This is a genomic window from Nocardioides sp. F233 (assembly GCF_057813895.1).
Genome location: NZ_JBVASH010000001.1, coordinates 860,086 through 877,504, shown reverse-complemented (window position 1 = coordinate 877,504; position 17,419 = coordinate 860,086). Strand labels below are relative to the sequence as shown.

The window sequence follows — 17,419 nt, the reverse complement described above, 5'->3', positions numbered from 1 at the left end:
GCACGGTGCGCATCCTCGTCCACGACCACAGCGGGCACCCCTTCCAGGCCGAGCTCAGCCGTGAGCTTGCCCGGCGCGGCCACGACGTCACGCACTCGTACGTCGAGGGCTACGTCTCCGGGAAGGGTCGCCTCGAGGCGATCCCCGGTGAGTCGATCACCTTCGAGGCGATCGGCGGCGCGAAGAAGGTCGACAACCAGCGGATGGCGCAGCGCCTGCTGCGCGAGGTCCGCCGCGGTGTCGAGCTGGTGCAGCACGTCCGCAAGGTGAACCCGGACATCGTCATGCTGTCCAACGTGCAGATCCCCACCCTGGTGATCTTCGCGTTCGTGATGGCCGTGCTCCGGCGGCCGTGGGTGCTGTGGCACCAGGACGTGTACGCCGTCGCGGTGAAGTCGTTCACCGGCAGCAAGCTGCCGAAGCGGTTCGCGTTCGTGGCGTGGGCGTTCGAGGTCGCCGAGCGCTGGTGCTCGCGACGGGCCGCCGCGATCGTCGTGATCGCGCCGTCCTTCGTGCCGGTGCACGAGGCGTGGGGGACGGCCGACAAGGTCACCGTCATCCCGAACTGGGCCCCGCTCGACGAGATCGTGCCGACCGAGCGCAAGAACGACTGGGCGATCGAGCACGAGCTCGACGACGTCGCGACCCTCGTCTACTCCGGCACCCTCGGCCTCAAGCACAACCCCGCCCTTCTGGTCCGGCTCGCGCGCGCCGTACGCGACGAGGGCAGGAAGGTGCGGCTGGTCGTCGTCAACGAGGGCCCGGCGGTCGAGGTCCTGCAGGACGAGGCGCGGCGGCTCGACGTACCCGTCACGCTGCTGCCGTTCCAGCCCTACGAGCGGCTGCCCGAGGTGCTCGGCAGCGGCGACGTGCTCGTGGTGCTCCTCGAGCAGGAGGCCGGCGCGTTCTCGGTGCCGTCCAAGACGCTGTCCTACCTGTGCGCAGGTCGTCCGGTGCTGGGCCTGATGCCGGGCGAGAACCTCGCCTCGTCGCTGGTCACCCGCGCCGGCGGCCTGGTCCTGCCCCCGGCCGACGGCTCGCTCGCCCAGGCCGCGACCTGGGTCAGCGGCGTGCTCGCCGACTCTGAGCTGCGCAGCGAGCTCGGCGAGGCCTCCCGGGACCTGGCCGAGCAGGAGTTCGCACTGGCGGGTTGCGCGACGAAATTCGAGCGCTTGCTTGCTGCGCAGGTCGGTGCGCCGACGGGTGATCGGCAATCCCTCGCAAAGTTGTCATGAGACACGTATCTCATCGAGCACTCGGTCGTTGAGAGGTCGCGGGACCGCCTCACCCGCATTCGGGGACACATTTTCTGGTGGAGGTCACTGGTGAAGAAGCGGGCGTTCGACGTCGTCGTCATCTGCTTGGCTGCCGTGGTGTGGGTGCCTGTCGTGGCCCTCTCCGCGATCGCCGTGCTGGTGCTGTCTGGTCGACCGATCTTCTACAAGTCGCGGCGCTGGGTCGGACCCGGCGCCGCCATCGAGATGATGAAGCTGCGGGTCATGGTGCCCAATGCCAACAAGGTGACGGCGCCCGTCGAGGCCGGCCGTTTCCTGAACACGCCGGCTGACTCGCCGCTCTACACGCCGATCGGGCGGGTGCTGGACCGACTCGGGCTCAACGAGATCCCGCAGTTCGTCCACGTGCTGCGCGGCGAGATGAGCATCGTCGGCGCCCGGCCACTCACCGACGTCGTCCGCGACGCACTGAGCGAGCAGCACGGCGACATCGACTCCCGCTGGGTGACCCCGGCCGGTCTCACCGGCCTCCCCCAGCTGATCGGCCGCCACGGCGTCGACGACCAGCAGCGCCTGGCACTCGAGTCGGCGTACTCGCTGCGCTCGGCGACCGCCCCCAGCCTCCGGCTGGACTTCATGATCCTGCTCCACACGGTGCTGATCACCTTCGGCCTGCGCAAGCCGATGACCTTCGAGAAGGCCATGCGGATGGCCGAGCCGCGTCGCCGGCTGCACGCCCCCGACCTGGCGCACCAGCGGTACGTCGCCCCGACCGCCGAGGCAGACGTCGCCTGAGTGAACAGCCGGTCCCGCGAGGAACGAGTGGGCTCGGCGTCGTGAGCGAAGGTTGAGCGAGCGCCGCGGCTGAGCCTGCGAAGCCGCGCGCGTCGAAACCCGAGCCATTCCGCAACCAGAAGACCCCGGTCTCCACACATGGAGCCGGGGTCTTCTTGTTCGTGATCGACTGGGTTTCGACCTGCTGTCGCGACCTCGTCCCTCGGTCGCGACGCTTGCTCAACCCGGTTCGCCGTCGTGCCGCGCTCGTTCCTCGCGCGGCACGGCTCACCGCATCTTGATGGCCAGGTGGCCGAAGTAGTGCCAGGCGGAGGCGAGCACGTCGTACTCCCGCATGTACGCCGAGCAGTAGTTGTCGAGCGCCTGGAACTCGTTGAGGACCGAGGAGAACTCGTCGAACACCACGATCGTGCCGGGCACCAGCAGCGCGTCGAGGCGGGTGAGGACGTAGAGCGCGGAGGAGTAGAGGTCGGAGTCGACGTGCACGACCAGCTGGCCCTGCGGCTCGAACTTCTCCAGGAAGGTGTCGACCGTGTGCTGGAACCAGCCGGGCACGAACGCGACCCGGTCGTCGTCGATGTCGGGCAGCACGCCGTCGACGTCGAAGTGCGCCTTGACCATCTGGCCGTCGAAGCGCTTCCAGTCCTCGGGAAGGCCCTCGAAGGAGTCGAAGCCGTAGAAGCGCGACTCGGGGTTCTTGTTCAGGCTCGACCAGTGCCGGATCGAGTCGCCCTGGAAGACGCCGAACTCGAGGTAGTCGATCGCGACGTCGCCGATCAGCTGGGCGTGCACGTGGTCGTACATCGCCGTGCGCTCGTCGAAGGCGGGGGTGCCGGCCGGGACGTGCTCACGCCGCCAGGTCTCGAGCTTCGGGAGGTTGACCAGGGTGTCGAGGCGACGACTGTCGACCCCGACCTTCGCGATCGCGACCTTGGACTTGATCCGGAAGCTGGCCAGGGCGTCCTGGAGGGAACGTGCCACGGGGGTGGTCTCCTGTCGATGGGGGGTTCGGAGGGAGCGGGGGTGGGTCAGTGGTCGCGGACCACGAGGACGTCGCACTGCAGCAGGCGTCCGGTCGGGTCCGAGAAGCCGGTCTCGAGGCTCTGCAGGCGGTAGCCGTGCTCGCGGAGCACGCCGATGGTCTGCTCGGCGAGCTGCTGGCCCTCGTAGAGCTCCACGAAGGAGACCTCGAGCTGCATCCCGTCGAAGCCGCCGAGCAGGTCGCCGGCGCCGGCCATCACCTCGGCCTCGTAACCCTGCGTGTCGATCTTGAGCAGGGTCCGCGCCGGGTCGACCGAGAACTTCTCGACCAGCGCCGCGACGGTGGTGACCTCGACCCGCTCGACCGCGACGTACGCCGAGTCGGGCGCCCCGTCGAGGTGGGCCTGGGTCATGCCGAGGATCGAGGAGGAGTAGGAGTTCGCCGCGACGTTGATGTCGGTCTTGCCGGGCTCGCGCCCGACGGCGGCGTTGACGGTGTGCCAGTGCGTGTCCTTCGCGGCGCGACGGGACAGCTCGCCGTACGCACCGGAGAGGGGCTCGCAGCTGACGATCCGGCCGGCGTACCCGGACCGGCGCAGGCCGAGGGCGTACTGGCCGACGTTGGCGCCGACGTCGAGGACCGTGTCGATCCCGCGCGACTCGAGGGTGCGCGCGACCTGGCGGGTGAAGATCCCCCGGCTGACGTCGAGGTCGAGGCGGTGCAGGCCACCCCGGACGGCGAGCTTGGCTCGCTCCCGGACGCGGTTCTTCAGGCTCTGGTCGGGGGCGTTGCTCATCGAGAGGTCTCCGTGGCGGTCGTCGCGGGGTGGGGAGCAGGGGTGTCGTCAGCATCTGCGGCGTCGTCGGGGACGACGTCCCAGCCGACGTCACGTTCGTGGCGCATGTTCATCGCCAGCAGGATCACCGGCGCCAGCGGCACCCACAGCGTGCGGTCCTCGAGCGCGGGGACCGTCGGGGTGATCGCGATGAACGCCCAGGCGAGGTAGGCCAGCCGGCGGTTCGGGTGGTTGCCGATGATCGGCCGCGCCATCACGAACAGCACCATCAGGTAGCCGAGCAGGCCGAGCAGGCCGATGCTCGAGGCCACGCCGAGCACCACGTTGTGGACGTAGATCGCCTGCGCGAACCCGTTGCCCACGATCGGGTGATCGAAGAACATGTCGATGCCGAAGTTCTGCGCATTGAGCCGGGCCTGGTCGGCGACCAGCGCGTCGCCGGTGCCGGCGAGCCGGCTCAGCGCCGACTCGTCGCTCGACGACTGGAGGATCAGCGGCAGGGCGACGATGCCGATCGCGAGGAGCAGGGCGAGCACGAAGCCCTTGACCGCGGAGCGCTCCACGAACGGGACCATGACGACGAGGCCGGCGATCACTGCCGCGGCCGCGCGGCTGCCGCTCGTCACGACCGAGAGCAGCGCCGCCGCCGCGCACGCCGCGACGATCGCGCGGTACCAGACCTGCTCGCTGCGCCGCCACAGGTACATGCAGGCGGCGAACGCCATCACGCCCGCCTCGCCGAAGGCGTTCGGGTGGTGGGTCAGGCCGATGCTGCGCCCGGCGATCGAGCCGCCGATCGGCGAGTAGGCGACGCTGAGGGTGTGGCCGCCGACGTAGCTCCAGATCAGTACGTCGACGGTGCGCCAGCCCGGTGCCCAGATTGCCAGCAGCCCGACCAGGCCCACCAGGACGACCAGCCACTGGAAGAACTGCAGCGCACTGATGACCGGTGACGGCGAGAAGACGGTGGACAGGATGCCGACGGTCAAGATGATGAGGACGCCGATGACGTAGCCCAGCGGCAGCCGCACCGGCCGGCCGGTGATGGTCGGCAGCAGCAGCACCACGGCGAGGCCGAAGACCAGGTCGGTCGGCGTGACCGGCGTGTTCTCGCTCGGGGCCAGGCCCTTGTACATGGGGGCGGTGGCGAAGGCCGCGATCATCGCGATCATCGCCATCCGCTCGCGCCCCAGCACGGCGAGCGCGGCGACGAAGCCCGCGAAGCCCACCCCGATCGCGGCCGCGATCGGGCCACGGGCCGAGGCCGCCGCGAGGAGCACCGCCAGGAGCACCAGGAAGGCGGTCACGACACGGCGCTGGACCACGCCGTTGCTGCCGTCGCCCCTGACCGCCGTGGGCGGTCGCGTGGTGGTCTGGTTCGGCACTGGTCTCCTCGTCGGGTCCGCTGTCGTCGTACCGACAACGGCGGAAGGGAGTCTAGGCGACGGACTTTCTCGTGCGTGGCCGATCCGCGAGCGATCAGCCGCCTGCGAAGGGAGGCAGGAACTCGACCGTCTCCCCCGGCTGCACGACGACCGCGGCCGGGTCCGTGGAGGACACCGGACGCTCTCCGACGAGCACCGAGCAGACGCCGACGACCTCGGGCAGCCGGGTGCCCGGGTGCCGCCCGACCACCTCGGCGCGGAGCTCGGCGAGGGTCACGGGGCCGGCGACGGCCACCTCCTCCTCCGCGATGCCGGCGGCCGCGCGGGCGGCTGCCCAGTACCGCACCCGGATGACCTGCGTCTCACTCACTGCGTCGACCCTTCCCCGTTGCCCAAGTATTTCGGTATCGTCCCTCACCAGAAAACTGGCCGTTGCCCAGCGTTGCGTTTCGGTCTCGACTCGGTGTCGCCCGAAACAGGCAGATGCCGGTGAGGAGGCCAGCATGAGCACTCTCCTTCTGCTGACCAGCGCCCTGCAACCCTCTGCCGAGGTGTTGCCCGGTCTCGCGCTGCTCGGTCACCACGTGAAGATCCTGCCGTCCGAGGGCAGTGCACTGCTCGACGCCCCCGACGCGGACCTGCTGCTCGTCGACGGCCGCCAGGACCTCGCGGGTGCCCGCGACCTGTGCCGGCTGATCCGCACGACCGGGACCGACGTACCCGTCCTGCTGATCGTCACCGAGGGCGGCCTGGCCGTCGTCAACCACGACTGGGGCATGGACGACGTCGTGCTGCACACCTGCGGGCCTGCCGAGCTCGAGGCCCGGATCCGGATGGCGATCGGCCGGCTCACCGCGGCCCGCGACGCCGCCGACCCCGACTCCCACCTGATCCGCTCCGGCGAGGTCGTGGTCGACGAGGCGACGTACACCGCCAAGGTCGGTGGCCGCACGCTCGACCTGACCTTCAAGGAGTTCGAGCTCCTCAAGTTCCTCGCCCAGCACCCCGGCCGGGTGTTCAGCCGCCAGCAGCTGCTGCAGGAGGTCTGGGGCTACGACTACTTCGGCGGTACCCGGACCGTCGACGTCCACGTCCGGCGGCTGCGCGCCAAGCTCGGCCCCGAGAACGAGACCCTGATCGGCACCGTGCGCAACGTCGGCTACCGGTTCGTGCTGCCCTCCAAGGACGCCGCCGCGTCGGCCGACGCAGCTGCCCTCGCCGAGCACGACCAGCAGGACGCCTAGGACGTCCGTCCCTGCTCGTCGAAGTGGTCGGCGGTGTGCATCAGCCGCATGACGTGCTCGCGCAGCTCGGGACCGAGCTCACCCCAGCCGTCCTTGTAGCCGTAGACCGACGCCAGCGAGCGGGCGTCGTAGTCGCCGTTGAAGATGTCGACGTCGGCGCAGGTGATCAGCGAGGGGTGCGGTACGCCGACCGCCGCCGAGACCCGGGTCAGCTCCTTGCGCAGGGTGCGCAGGTAGACCGCGCACCGATCCGCCTTCGACACCGGGTCGAGGCCGTGGACCAGCCACGGGTTCTGGGTGGCGATGCCGGTCGGGCAGTGGTCGGTGTGGCACTTCTGCGCCTGGATGCAGCCGATCGAGAGCATCGCCTCGCGGGCGACGTTGATCATGTCGGCGCCCAGCGCGAACGCGACGATCGCGTTGTCGGGCAGGCCGAGCTTCGCCGAGCCGATGAACGCGATGTCGTCGGTCAGGCCCAGCTCGGCGAAGGTGCCGTAGACCCGCGAGAAGCCCATCCGGTACGGCACCGCGACCGAGTCGGCGAAGATCAGCGGCGCCGCGCCGGTGCCGCCCTCGCCGCCGTCGACCGTGATGAAGTCGACGCCGCGGTCGCGCGGCGACATCAGTCGCGCGAGCTCCTCCCAGAAGTCCATCGCGCCGACCGCGGACTTGATGCCGACCGGCAGGCCGGTCTCGGCCGCCAGCAGCTCGACGAAGTCGAGCATCGAGTCGACGTCGTGGAAGGCGGTGTGCCGCGAGGGCGACGAGCAGTCCCTGCCCTCCGGGATGCCGCGGATCTGCGCGATCTCGGCGGTCACCTTCGCGGCCGGCAGCAGCCCACCCAGGCCGGGCTTGGCGCCCTGGCTGAGCTTGATCTCCAGCGCCCGGACCGGCGCCGAGGCGACCATCTCCTTCAGCCGCGGCAGGGAGAAGTCGCCCTTCTCGTCACGGCAGCCGAAGTACGCCGTACCGATCTGGAGGACGAGCTCGGCCCCGTTGCGGTGGTACGGCGAGATCGCGCCCTCGCCCGTGTTGTGCAGGCACCCGGCGGCCGCGGCACCCTTGTTGATCGCGGTGATCGCGTTCGAGGACAGCGAGCCGAAGCTCATCGCGGACACGTTGACGACCGAGCCGGGCCGGAACGCCTTCGCCCGCCCGCGCGGCCCGCCGAGGACCTTCGCCGCCGGCAGCGTCCAGTTGGCGTCCTGGTCGCTCGGCAGCTTGTCGGCGAAGGTGCGCTGCTTGATGTAGGCGTGGCCCTGGACGTGCTCGACGTCGACGTCGGTACCGAAACCGAAGTAGCTGTTCTCCTCCTTGCTGGAGGCGTAGATCCAGGTCCGCTGGTCGCGGCTGAACGGCCGCTCCTCTTCGTTGCTGGTCACGATGTACTGCCGCAGCTCGGGCCCGATCGTCTCCAGCCAGTACCGCGCGTGCCCGATGACGGGGAAGTTGCGCTGCAGCGCATGCTTCTTCTGGACAAGGTCGCGAGCGGCGAGGGCCCCGAGCGCCACGGCGGCCCCACCCACGGCGTGGCTGAGCTTCATGGAGGCAGTCCTACCGCGTCGCGCTGTCACATGTAAACGGCCCGTGAGCCGCCGGATAGCGTGGGAGAGGTGACCTCGGATCTCCCCCTGCTGACCGACGTGCCGGCCCTCGACGCGATCGGACGGGTGCGCGACGCCAGCCGGGAGTCCGACGGGACCGACCCGGTCGACGAGGCGGTGACCCTCCGGCTCAAGCACCACGGGCTGAGCGGCACGGGCGCGTGGGTGACCGGCGAGGGCTTCGCGCTGCGGCACGAGGGGTCGCTCGACATCGCGGTGGATCCGTCGTCCCGGGGGCAGGGGGTGGGCGGTGCGCTGGGTGCACTGGCGCTCGCCGAACCGGGTCCGCTGACCGCCTGGTCGCACGGCGACCACCCGGCCGCGGCTGCGCTCGCCCGTCGCTGGGGGTTCGCCCGCACGCGCGAGCTGTGGGTGATGCGCCGGCCGGCCGCCGTACCGCTGCCGGCTGCGGAGCCGCCCGCCGGCGTACGGATCCGCGACTTCGGCGCCTCGGACGCCGACGCGGTCCTCGCGGTCAACGCCGCCGCCTTCGCGCACCACCCCGAGCAGGGCTCGCTCGACGCCGACGGGCTGGCGGAGCGGATGGCCGAGCCGTGGTTCGACCCGGCGGGGCTGCTGCTCGCGGTCGACGACGACGGCGCACTGCTGGGCTTCCACTGGACCAAGCAGCACGACGCGTCGCTCGGCGAGGTGTACGTCGTCGGCGTCTCCCCCGCCGCGCAGGGCCGGGGCCTCGGCCGGGTGCTCACCATCGCCGGGCTCCAGCACCTCGCGGCGCGCGGCGTGGCCGAGGTGCTGCTGTACGTCGAGTCGGACAACACGCCCGCACGGCGGTTGTACGAGGATCTCGGCTTCCAGCACACCGCGGCCGACACGCACGTGCAGTACCAGCGGGCGGACTGACGGAAGATTCCCCGTAACCCCAACACTGATGAGTAGATTTACCCACCATGAGCTCTGTCACCGATGGCGAGCCGGGTCCCGAGGACTCCCGGCTCGCCGAGTCGCGCGCTGGGCGCGGTCGGGGGCGCAGAGGCATGCTCTGGCGGCGCCACGACGAGGACGTCCCCGCCGTCGGCGAGCTCGACGCCGACGACGTCCAGGAGCTGCTGCGCCGCAGCAACACCTCGGTTCCGCCGGAGGTCGAGGTCGACGAGCCGACTGTCGTCGCCGAGAAGGCGCCGTACGACGACATCGCGTCGCGCGTCGGCAGCCGCACCGGCGCGCTCCCCGATGCCGGTGACGTCGACGACGTCGACTGGGACTCGATGGTCGAGCCGCACACGCCTGCTGACCGCGACGACCGCGACGACGCCTCGGCCGGCGACCGCTTCGGCCCGGGTCCGTCGACCGACTGGGCCAGTGTCATCGACCGCTCCCTCGGGCGGCCGCTGACCGAGATCGAGCCGCACGAGTTCGAGGCCGGCTCCACCGCCGCCTCCGACGACCCGTCCCTGCGCGGCACGCTCACCGACCGGCTGGAGCGGATGCGCTCCGAGACGGTCGAGGAGCCTGCGCCGGAAACGGAGGTCGAGGCGGAGGTCGAGACGGTGGTCGAGGAGCCTGCCGTCGAGGACGTCGCGACCGAGGAGCCCGAGCCCGAGGCCGAGGTCGAGACTGAGGTCGAGACTGAGGTCGAGGCTGCCGCTGAGCCGGAGGAGCAGCTCGGGGCCGGCGACTGGTCGGCGATCATCGCGCGCGCCACGGAGCGTCCGTTCGGCGATGCGCACGGCATCGCCGAGCCGGAGCCGGTGGACCCGTTGACCGCCGACGTCTGGATCGACGAGGCCGCCGCGGAGCCGGAGCCGGAGCCCGAGCCGCAGCCGGTCGCCGAGGTCGAGCCCCAGGCAGTGGTCGAGCCCGTGGTCGAGCCCGAGATCGAGCCCGAGCCGGAGCCCGTCGTCGGGACCGCGCCGGTGGCCGAGCAGGCGATCCCCGATCGCCGCCTCACCGACGAGGAGGCCGGCCAGCGGGTGATCGCGGCCGCCGTCGACGGTGGCTTCGCGGAGCCGACGCCGGTCCCCCAGCCCAAGGGACTGGCTCGCCTGCGTCGTCGCCAGGGCGCGGGAGCCGGGCCGCGGCCGCAGGCCCGCCCGCTGCAGGAGGTCGTCGAGCCGCCGCTGCTCGAGGAGCCGATCCCCAACATCGACCGGACGGACGACGTACCGCGTCGACCGGAGGAGGTCCTCGCCCACGCGCGGGCCGAGATCGAGGCCGAGCTGGTCGCCCCGGCCGAGACCGCCGACGGCGCGGAGGCGACCGAGGTCGCCGTACCCGACAACGCCGAGGTGGTCGCCGCGCTGGCTGCCCGCCTGCGGCGCGACGCCGAGCTGGCCGCGGCCGAGCAGGCTGCCGAGCGGCTCGCCGCCGAGGAGGCCGCCCGGCTCGCCCACGACGCCCGCGCCGAGGCCGACCGGCTGGCCAATGCCGCGTCCGCGCAGCGCGAGGAGGCCGAGCTGCGCGCGGTCGAGCAGGCCCGGCGCGCGGCCGAGGCGCACGAAGCCCGCGAGGCCGCCGAGGCCCGCGCCCGGGTGATGGCCGAGGCGGCGGCGGTGAGTGCCGCCGAGCACGCCGAGTTCGCCCGCCGGATGCTCGAGGAGCGGGAGGCCGCCGAGCGGACCTCCGCCGAGATCGCCCAGGCTCGCGCCCTCGCCGAGGACGCCGCACGCCAGCAGGCCGCGCTCGCCCAGGACGCCCACCGCGCTGCCGAGGCCGCCGAGGAGCGGGCCCGGATCCTGGCCGACCAGGCCGCCGCCAGTGCCGAGGAGCACGGCGCCCTCGCCCGCCAGGCCGTCGAGGAGCGGGCGGTCGCCGAGCACGCTGCCGCCGAGCACGCGCGCCTCGCCCAGGAGGCCCAGGCCTCCCGCCGCCTCGCCGAGGAGGCCGCTCTCGAGCAGGCCGAGCTGGCCCGCCTCGCCCTCGAGACCGCCGAGGCCGCCGAGCGCCGCGCCGGCGACGCCGCCGCACGCGCCGAGGAGCAGTCCGCCGCACGCGTGGCCGCCGACGAGTCCGCCACCCAGCAGGCCCGTCGTGCCGAGGAGGCCCACGAGGCCCGCCTTCTCGCCGAGCAGGCCGCCCGCCAGCAGCTGGAGCTCGCCGCCGAGGCCCAGGCCGCCGCCGCAGCCGCCCACACCTCGGCCGCCGCCCTCGCCGAGGAGAAGAAGGCCGCCACCGAGGCCCTCGCCCTCGCCTCCGAGGTCGCTACCGAGGCCACCCGGGCCCGGACCGAGGCCGAGGAGCGCGCCGCCGCCGCCCTCGCCGAGCTCGAGCAGTCCGCCACGGCCCACACCACCGCCGTCGAGAGCCTGCGCTCCGAGCTGGTCGAGGCCGAGGAGCGCGCCCTCGAGCACGCGCGTGCCCGCGCCGAGGCGGAGGCCCGCGCCGCCGAGCTCGCCCAGGAACGCGAGCGCGCCCTCGCCGACGCCGCCGCCCTCGCCCAGCAGGTCGCCCAGATCCGGGCCAACCTCGTCGCGGAGGTCCCCGAGGCTCCCGCGAGCGAGCCGGTCGTCGAGCCCGAGCCCGAGCTGGTGGTCGAGCCCGAGCCCGAGCTGCTCGTCGAGCCGGAACCCGAGCCCGAACCGGAGCTGCTCGTCGAGCCTGAACCCGAGCCCGAGCCCGACGTGGCGGACCTGGTCGACGCGGAGCCGGCGACCGACGTACCCCCCGTCAGCGACCTCGCCGCCCAGATGGCGCAGATCCGCGCCCGTCTGGCCGAGGAGGAGGGCCCGGCCGACGAGCCGGAGCCCGACGACGAGCCCGAGGACGTGATCGACGCGCAGCCCGAGGCACCCGCTGTGACCGGCGCCCTCGGCCGCCACGCGGAGCGCGGCCCGTCCCTGATGGACCAGTGGCGCGCGACCGCGAGCACCCCGGACGACACCGACGAGACCGAGGAGTTCCTCGACGACGTCGAGACCCTCGACGTGGCCGCCGAGGACACCGAGCCCGAGCCGGAGCTCCTCGTCGAGCCGGAGCCCGAGCCGGAGCCCGAGCCCATCGTGGAGCCCGAGCCGGAGCTCATCGTGGAGCCCGAGCCGGAGCTCATCGTGGAGCCCGAGCCCGAGCTCATCGTGGAGCCCGAGCCCGAGCTCATCGTCGAGCCGGACCCGGTCATCGAGCCTGAGCCCGTGGCCGTCGAGGTCCCCGTGACCAAGCCGGCCGCCGCCAAGCACGTCCCGTTCCACGCCAAGCGCGGCACCGACAGCCTGGCCCCGCTCGCGATCCTGGTCGCGCTCGGCCTGGCCGCCGTGGTCGGCATGCGGGCGATCAGGGGCACCCTGTGGGACGACATCGCGTTCAGCGCGACCCTCACCGTGGTGGCGGCGATCCTGCTCGGCTACGCGCTCAAGGCGAGCAACTCCTCGCGCAGCGTCAGCATCGACGAGACCGGCGTCCTCAAGGTCACCCAGGGCGACACCAACAGCACGTTCGACCTGACCAGCCCGAACACCAAGATCGAGCAGACCGGTACGCCGGGCTCCCGAGCCTGGCGGGTCCTCATCCTGCGCCGCAGCATGGCGCCGGTGGTCATCGACGCCCGGATGGTCGACGCCCACACCTTCCTGGAAGCGCTGCGCCAGTGGCAACCGGACCTGTGAGCGATCACGACGTCGACCCGGTGGTCGCGCTCCAGTTCGAGCGCGACGACCTGGCCCGCCGCCTGGCCGCCAGCCAGGACGAGGTCTCGCGGCTGACGGCCGCCCTGGAGAGCTCACGCGCCGAGGTCGCCGCGCTGGAGGCGGGTGACTCGCTGTCGCTGTTCGACGGCGGACCGCAGCCCGGCGACCGGCTGACCGGCGACGGCAGCGACCCGCGGGTGCTCTCGATGGTGCTCGGCGCCACGGCGATCGTCGCCGGCATGGTGGCGCTGCTGACCCTGCTCAACGGCAAGCTGGTCACGCCCTTCGGCGTCGTCATCGTGCTCGTCGCGATCGGCCTCGGCTGGGCCGCAGCCCGGACCCGGGTCGTGCCGATCGAGGTGAGCGTCGTCCGCGGTGTCGTGTACGTCGAGCAGGGCGAGTCCACCCACCGCTTCGACATCCGCAAGCCGGAGACCCAGGTCGAGGTGGTCGGCCGCCCGGGCGAGCCGGGCTTCCTGGTCCGCTTCCCGCGCAAGGCGATGGAGCCGTTCGTCATCGACGGCTCGATGGTCGACGGCGAGGAGTTCCTGCGCCAGCTGCGCGAGCACCGCCCCGAGCTCTGACCGTCCGCCGACCCGGCCGAAAGTGGCCCGGAAATCACGTCGACCCGGCAGAAAGTGGCTCGTCCTCGAGCCACTTTCTGCCGGGTCGACGCAATTCTGAGGCCATTTCGAGCCGGGTCAGCGCGAAATCGGAGCCATTTCGAGCCGGGTCAGCGCGAAATCGGAGCCATTTCGGGCCGGGTCAGCTGAGGGCCAGGCGCACCCGTCCCGCGATCTCGCGTACGGCGGCCCGGCTCGTGCGTCCGACGCCGAGGACGTTCAAGAACCCGTGGATCTGGTCGACGTACCGCTTCAGCTCGACCTCGGCGCCGGCGTCCACCATCCGCCGCGCGTACTCCTCGCCCTCGTCGCGCAGCGGGTCGAACCCGGCGGTGGCGACGAACGCGGGCGCGAGGCCGGCGGGGAGGTCGATGTCGAGCAGGTTCATCCGCTCGTCGACCTGGTCCTCGGGACGCGGCAGGTAGATGTCGTTGAACGACCGGATCGACTCGGCGGTGAGGTAGAGCCCCTCGCCGAACAGCCGCAGGCTCTCGGTCGACCGGTCCGCGTCGGTGCACGGGTAGACGAGCAGCTGGAAGGCCAGCGGCAGGCCGGCCCGGGCGGCGGCGATCGCGGTCCAGGCGGCCAGGTTGCCACCGGCGGAGTCCCCGGAGACGCCGATCCGCTCGGGGTCGACGTCGAGCCCGGCGGCGTTCTCGTGCACCCAGCGCAGCGCGGCCTCGGCGTCGTCGAAGGCAGCGGGGAAGGCCGCCTCGGGGCCGACCCGGTACTCCACCGCCAGCACCCGCACGCCCGACTCCTCCGCCAGCAGGCGACAGGGCGCGTCGTGGGAGGCGAGGTCGCCGTACAGGAAGCCGCCGCCGTGGAAGAAGAGCAGCAGCCCCGACCCGACCCGGCGTGACGGCTCGTAGAGACGCCCCGGCAGGTCGGCCACCGCGAGGTCACGAACGCTGCCGATCGGCTGGCGGCCGCCGACGAGGGCGGCGTTCTCCCGCATCGCGGCGCGGCCCTCGACGACACCGGCCCCGGCGAGGTCGCCCTTGCGCGCCAGTCGCTGCAGGGTCAGCATCACGTGTACGTCGGGCGCCAGCGTCTGCCCGTCGAGGACGAGCGCCGGCCCGGTCACGAGTCGCTGCGCCCGCACGGGCAGTCCCATCAGGGTCGACAGGGCCCGGGCCTCGACCGCACTTCGGATGCTCACGCGGCACAACATACTTCGGGTACGACGTCCCTCGGCGTCCCGTCCGCCGTCACCTCGCGTTCACCCGAAGGTGCCACACTCGCGAACATGTCGACCGAGCAGCAGCCGACGTCCATCCTGCCCGACGCCGAGACCGGAACCCTGGTCGCAGTGTCCGACGCCATGGCGGCCGAGGACCCCGGCTACGTCCCCGACCCGGCGCTGGTCGAGGCGATCGAGTCGGTCGACAACCGGTTCGTCGACCGCGAGCTGTCCTGGCTGCGCTTCAACGAGCGGGTGCTGGAGCTGGCCGAGGACGAGACGCTGCCGCTGCTGGAGCGAGCCCGGTTCCTGGCGATCTTCACCAGCAACCTCGACGAGTTCTTCATGGTGCGCGTGGCCGGCCTCAAGCGCCGGATCGCGACCGGCCTCGCGGTGCGGGCGGCGAGCGGCCTGATGCCGCTGGAGGTGCTGGAGGCGATCTGGCGCCGCTCGGCCGAGCTGAGCCAGCGCCACGCGCGGGTCTTCCACGACGCCGTCGTGCCGGCGCTGAGCACCGAGGGCATCGAGCTGGTCCGCTGGGCCGCCCTGGACCGCGAGGAGCAGAAGGAGGTCAAGCGGCTCTTCAAGGAGCGGATCTTCCCGGTCCTGACGCCGCTGGCCGTCGACCCGGCCCACCCCTTCCCCTACATCTCCGGCCTCTCGCTCAACCTCGCAGTCGTGCTGCGCAACCCGAAGTCGGGCAAGGAGCTGTTCGCCCGCGTGAAGGTGCCGTCGAACTTCGACCGCTTCGTCTCGCTCGGCAACGCCCGGTTCGTGCCGCTGGAGGACGTGATCGGCGCCCACCTGCGCCGCCTGTTCCCTGGCATGGAGGTGCTCGAGGCGCACACCTTCCGGGTCACCCGCAACGAGGACCTGGAGGTCGAGGAGGACGACGCCGAGAACCTGCTCGCCGCGCTCGAGAAGGAGCTGCTGCGCCGCAAGTTCGGCCCGCCGGTCCGCCTCGAGGTCGAGGAGTCGATCGCGCCGTCCGTGCTCGAGCTGCTCGTCTCCGAGCTCGGCATCAGCGAGAACGAGGTGTTCCGGCTGCCCGGGCCGCTGGACCTGCGCGGCCTGCACTCGATCGCCGACCTGCCGCGCGAGGACCTCAAGTACCCCTCCTTCGTGCCGAGCACCCACACCCGGCTCGCCGAGTTCGAGTCGGCCGCGCCGGTCGACGTGTTCAAGGCACTGCGTCGCCGCGACGTGCTCCTCCACCACCCGTACGACTCGTTCGCGACCTCGGTGCAGCGCTTCATCGAGCAGGCGGCGGCCGACCCGCACGTGCTGGCGATCAAGCAGACGCTCTACCGCACGTCCGGCGACTCCCCCATCATCGACGCCCTCATCGACGCTGCCGAGGCCGGCAAGCAGGTGCTGGTCCTGGTGGAGATCAAGGCCCGCTTCGACGAGCAGGCGAACATCCGCTGGGCGCGCAAGCTCGAGCAGGCCGGCTGCCACGTCGTCTACGGCCTGGTCGGCCTCAAGACCCACTGCAAGCTGGCCATGGTGGTGCGCGACGAGCCCGAGGGCATCCGCCGCTACACCCACATCGGCACCGGCAACTACAACCCGAAGACCTCGCGGATGTACGAGGACCTCGGCCTGCTGACGACCAACGAGGCGATCGGCGAGGACGTCGCCCACCTGTTCAATAACCTCTCCGGCTGGTCCCGCAAGGCGACCTACGAGCAGCTGCTGGTCGCGCCCGACTCGGTGCGCACCGGCCTGGTCGACCAGATCTACCGCGAGATCGACCACGCGAAGGCGGGCCGGCCCGCCGGCATCCGGCTGAAGGCCAACTCGGTCGTCGACGAGGAGACCATCGACGCGCTCTACCTCGCCTCCTGCGAGGGCGTCCCCGTCGAGCTGCTCGTGCGTGGCATCTGCGCGCTGCGTCCCGGCGTCGCGGGCCTCAGTGAGAACGTCAAGGTCCGCTCGGTGCTGGGCCGCTTCCTCGAGCACAGCCGTGTCTTCTCGTTCGAGGGCGGCGGCGAGCCGGCGACCTGGATCGGATCGGCCGACCTCATGCACCGCAACCTGGACCGCCGGGTCGAGGTGCTGGTACGCCTGCCGGAGGCCAGTCGCGACGCGGTACGACGCCTGCTGGACCTCGCGTTCGCCCCCACCACCCAGGCGTGGGAGCTGGGCGCCGACGGCGAGTGGAAGCGCAACGCCGGCACCGTGCACCTGCAGGAGACCCTGATCGACCAGCAGCGAAAGCGGCGCATCCCCGACTGAATCCCGCTCTGACCTGCGACAACGCGGCGCAGTGCGCCGCGCCACAGCAGGCACGGACGCCCGCAGTTGCGTTCACGCACGCGTGGTCCCCTAGCATGAGCGCGTTCGCCTCCGCCTCAACGGGAGTCCATGTGGGTCTGCGTCTGCGTCCGGTCGATACCTCCTTCTACGACCTCTTCACCCAGTCCGCCCAGCACCTCGTGGGCGGCGCCGAGCTTCTCGCCGAGATGCTGTCCGACTCGTCGGACAAGGCGGGTGTCGCCGAGCGGATGCGTGCCGCCGAGCACGCCGCCGACGAGACCACCCACGAGATCGTCAAGAAGGTCAACAGCACCTTCGTGACGCCGTTCGACCGCGAGGACATCTACGCGCTCGGCTCGGGCCTCGACGACGTCATGGACATGATGGACGAGGCGGTCGACCTGATCCTCCTCTACGAGGTCCAGGTCGCGCTGCCCGCCGAGCTCTCCGAGCAGGTCGAGGTCCTCCAGCGCTGCGCCGAGCTGACTGCGGCCGCGATGCCGCGCCTGCAGTCGATGCAGTCGCTCGACGACTACTGGATCGAGATCAACCGGCTCGAGAACACCGGTGACCGCAACCACCGGCGCACGCTGGCCAAGCTCTTCTCCGGCGAGTACCCGACCCTCGAGGTGCTCAAGCTGAAGGACATCGTCGAGTCCCTCGAGGGCGCCATCGACGCGTTCGAGCGGGTCGCGAACACGGTGGAGCAGATCGCCGTCAAGGAAGGCTGACC

Annotated in this window: 14 protein-coding genes; 8 read left to right on the top strand and 6 right to left on the bottom strand. The window is 71.7% G+C overall.

The features are described from left to right. Positions 1-5 precede the first annotated feature (5 nt). Positions 6-1,235 (top strand): glycosyltransferase family 4 protein, encoded by a 1,230-nt coding sequence (locus ACZYRU_RS04160; RefSeq protein WP_488955812.1) that lies wholly within the window; start codon positions 6-8, stop codon positions 1,233-1,235. Between the two features lie 90 nt (positions 1,236-1,325). Continuing rightward, the gene (locus tag ACZYRU_RS04155; protein WP_488955811.1) at positions 1,326-2,030 is read left to right on the top strand and encodes a sugar transferase; all 705 of its coding nucleotides are present in this window, start codon (positions 1,326-1,328) and stop codon (positions 2,028-2,030) included. 267 nt (positions 2,031-2,297) lie between these two features. Here the strand turns inward: ACZYRU_RS04155 and ACZYRU_RS04150 are convergent, their stop codons facing one another. The 4 genes from ACZYRU_RS04150 to ACZYRU_RS04135 all read right to left on the bottom strand — a co-directional run bounded on the left by ACZYRU_RS04150 (position 2,298) and on the right by ACZYRU_RS04135 (position 5,563). Then, positions 2,298-3,011 (bottom strand): TylF/MycF/NovP-related O-methyltransferase, encoded by a 714-nt coding sequence (locus ACZYRU_RS04150; RefSeq protein WP_488955810.1) that lies wholly within the window; start codon positions 3,009-3,011, stop codon positions 2,298-2,300. 47 nt (positions 3,012-3,058) lie between these two features. Beyond that, entirely contained in the window at positions 3,059-3,808 is a 750-nt protein-coding gene (locus ACZYRU_RS04145; protein ID WP_488955809.1) for an FkbM family methyltransferase, read from the bottom strand. Beyond that, positions 3,805-5,193: an O-antigen ligase family protein gene (locus ACZYRU_RS04140; RefSeq protein ID WP_488955808.1), complete on the bottom strand. Its 1,389-nt coding sequence runs from the start codon at positions 5,191-5,193 to the stop codon at positions 3,805-3,807. Before ACZYRU_RS04140 ends, ACZYRU_RS04145 begins: the two co-directional genes overlap by 4 nt. A 94-nt stretch (positions 5,194-5,287) precedes the next feature. After that, entirely contained in the window at positions 5,288-5,563 is a 276-nt protein-coding gene (locus ACZYRU_RS04135) for a MoaD/ThiS family protein (RefSeq protein WP_488955807.1), read from the bottom strand. 133 nt (positions 5,564-5,696) lie between these two features. On the opposite strand from ACZYRU_RS04135, the gene ACZYRU_RS04130 reads away from it, so the two are divergent. Further along, positions 5,697-6,437 carry a winged helix-turn-helix transcriptional regulator gene (locus tag ACZYRU_RS04130; protein ID WP_488955806.1) on the top strand — a complete coding sequence of 247 codons (741 nt, stop codon included), beginning with the start codon at positions 5,697-5,699 and terminating at the stop codon, positions 6,435-6,437. Here the strand turns inward: ACZYRU_RS04130 and ACZYRU_RS04125 are convergent. Continuing rightward, a complete protein-coding gene (locus ACZYRU_RS04125) occupies positions 6,434-7,981 on the bottom strand; it encodes a glutamate synthase-related protein (RefSeq protein WP_488955805.1) in 1,548 nt (515 codons plus the stop codon). The genes ACZYRU_RS04130 and ACZYRU_RS04125 overlap by 4 nt on opposite strands. A 69-nt stretch (positions 7,982-8,050) precedes the next feature. Here ACZYRU_RS04125 and mshD point away from each other — a divergent pair, with 69 nt between their 5' ends. From mshD to ACZYRU_RS04110, 3 genes are read left to right on the top strand one after another with little or no spacing between them, the layout of a single operon-like run. Further along, positions 8,051-8,905, top strand: a complete 855-nt coding sequence (gene mshD / locus ACZYRU_RS04120; protein WP_488955804.1) for a mycothiol synthase — start codon at positions 8,051-8,053, stop codon at positions 8,903-8,905. Between the two features lie 47 nt (positions 8,906-8,952). After that, positions 8,953-12,600, top strand: coding sequence for a coiled-coil domain-containing protein (locus ACZYRU_RS04115; RefSeq protein WP_488955803.1), 3,648 nt, complete (start codon positions 8,953-8,955; stop codon positions 12,598-12,600). Beyond that, positions 12,597-13,205 (top strand): hypothetical protein, encoded by a 609-nt coding sequence (locus tag ACZYRU_RS04110; RefSeq protein ID WP_488955802.1) that lies wholly within the window; start codon positions 12,597-12,599, stop codon positions 13,203-13,205. Before ACZYRU_RS04115 ends, ACZYRU_RS04110 begins: the two co-directional genes overlap by 4 nt. Positions 13,206-13,386: 181 nt before the next feature. Here ACZYRU_RS04110 and ACZYRU_RS04105 read toward each other — a convergent pair whose 3' ends face one another. Next, on the bottom strand, positions 13,387-14,406 hold the full coding sequence (locus ACZYRU_RS04105; protein ID WP_488955801.1) for an alpha/beta hydrolase: 1,020 nt from the start codon (positions 14,404-14,406) through the stop codon (positions 13,387-13,389). 162 nt (positions 14,407-14,568) lie between these two features. Between ACZYRU_RS04105 and ACZYRU_RS04100 the strand changes: the two genes are divergently transcribed. Together ACZYRU_RS04100 and ACZYRU_RS04095 are read left to right on the top strand one after the other, a co-directional pair. Next, positions 14,569-16,665, top strand: coding sequence for an RNA degradosome polyphosphate kinase (locus ACZYRU_RS04100; RefSeq protein ID WP_488956245.1), 2,097 nt, complete (start codon positions 14,569-14,571; stop codon positions 16,663-16,665). Between the two features lie 131 nt (positions 16,666-16,796). Continuing rightward, positions 16,797-17,417, top strand: coding sequence for a DUF47 domain-containing protein (locus ACZYRU_RS04095; protein ID WP_488955800.1), 621 nt, complete (start codon positions 16,797-16,799; stop codon positions 17,415-17,417). The last annotated feature ends 2 nt before the right edge of the window (positions 17,418-17,419 follow it).